The following is a 1,706-nucleotide window of genomic DNA, read 5'->3' on the forward strand; positions in this document are numbered from 1 at the left end:
GCGTTCGGGAATGAATTGGAGGTGGGTCTGCGTGCCGGCCATGAAGCCCTTGCCCCAGACACCGCCCGAGCCGATGGCGATCATGCCCTGGAGAATGTGGAAGCCCTTGCCCAGCGGATCGCGCGTCGGGTCGAGCAGCGTGCAGATCCGCGTCTGCTGGTATTCGTGCAGCACCGGCCAGCGCACGCCTTCGGCGCACAACTGGGGCTCGAACCAGACGATGAGCACGATGCCGACCAGCCCGAACAGCACCGGCGGCAGCACCAGCTTCCACGGCAGACCGGCGAAGAAGATCACCGACAGGCCTGCGGCCATGACCAGCAGCGAAGTGCCCAGGTCGGGCTGCTTCATGATCAGGCCCACGGGCACCATCAGCAACACCATGGCCAGCACGAAATCGGTGCGGCGCAGCTGCCCTTCGCGCCGCTGGAACCACCAGGCCAGCATCAGCGGCGTGGCAATCTTGAGCAATTCGCTGGGCTGGATCACCACGCCCACGTTGACCCAGCGCTGCGCGCCTTTCTTGGTGATGCCGAACACCGCGACGGCGATCAGCAGCGCCACGCCCACCAGGTACAGCGGCACGGCGACCTTCATGATGTGCTGCGGCGGCACCTGGGCGACGAGAAACAGCAGGCTGGCGGCGATCAGCATGTTGCGGCCATGGTCGACAAAGCGCGTGCCGTGGTCGTAGCCCGAGGAGTACATCGCCGTCAGGCCGATCGCGGCGAGCAGCAGCACCAGCAGCACCAGAGGGCCGTCGAAGCCGCGAAACAGCGGCACGATGCGTTGAAGGATCGAAGGCTTGTCGAATTCTGCTGCAGACATATGGAGCCGATTATCCGTTGCCCGGCAAATCCATCGGCTGTCACGGGGCAGCGGGCCGGCAGGCCACAATGGCGCCAGTCACACTGCTGCCGCTCCCATGACCACCACCCACCTGCTCTATCTGCACGGCTTTCGCTCCTCGCCCCAATCGCTCAAGGCGCAGCAGATGGCCGCCCATGTCGCGGCGCACCACCCGCAGGTGCACTGGTGGTGCCCGCAGCTGCCGCCTTCGCCGCGCGCCGCGGCGCAGCTGCTGCTCGCAGGCACGGCCGACTGGCCGCAAGCCACGACGGCGGTGATCGGCTCGTCGCTCGGCGGCTTCTATGCGAGCTGGTTCGCGCAGCAGCGCGGCTGCGCGAGCGTGCTGCTCAACCCCGCGGTGTTCCCGGCGCGCGATCTAGAAAAGCATATCGGCGCGCAGACCGCCTGGCACGATCCCGAAGTGCAGTTCTTCTTCCGGCCCGAGTACATCGCCGAACTGCAGGCGCTGGACACGCGCGCCCTGCCGCCGGCCGGGCCCGAGCTGGCGTTCATCGCCAAAGGCGACGAAGTGCTCGACTGGCGTGAAATGACCGCGCGCTACCCCGCGGCGCAGATCGTGCTGCAGGAAGGCGGCGACCATGCGCTCAGCGACTTCGCCACGCACATCGAACACATCTGCCGCTTTCTGGCGCTGGCCTGAGCGCCGCTCGGCCCGCCACGGCACAAGGAAAAGCCCTGCAGCCACCCCGGACCTCATGGGACAATTGCAACCATGCACGCATTGTTTGAAGAAGCCGGCAAATTCCTCGCCGGTCGCATCCTGTCTGAAACCGACACCTCCGCCCAGGTCGAACTCGATACCGGCAAGCGGGTCAAGGTCAAGGCCGCCCAGATCC

General features: G+C 66.5%; 2 protein-coding genes. One reads left to right on the forward strand and one right to left on the reverse strand.

Going from position 1 to position 1,706, the window contains the following annotated elements; all coding sequences use genetic code 11:
- Positions 1–828, reverse strand: an 828-nt coding sequence (locus tag D3H34_RS32325; protein ID WP_147400574.1) for an FtsW/RodA/SpoVE family cell cycle protein, incomplete at its 3' end; no start/stop codon positions are given.
- 97 nt (positions 829–925) lie between these two features.
- On the opposite strand from D3H34_RS32325, the gene D3H34_RS32330 reads away from it, so the two are divergent.
- Positions 926–1,510, forward strand: coding sequence for a YqiA/YcfP family alpha/beta fold hydrolase (locus D3H34_RS32330; RefSeq protein ID WP_119558832.1), 585 nt, complete (start codon positions 926–928; stop codon positions 1,508–1,510).
- Positions 1,511–1,706 lie beyond the last annotated feature (196 nt).

The organism is Acidovorax cavernicola (assembly GCF_003581445.1).

Coding starts and splice junctions, on each gene's coding strand:
- D3H34_RS32330 (WP_119558832.1), top strand. CDS start 926: ATGACCACCACCCACCTGCTCTATCTGCACGGCTTTCGCTCCTCGCCC.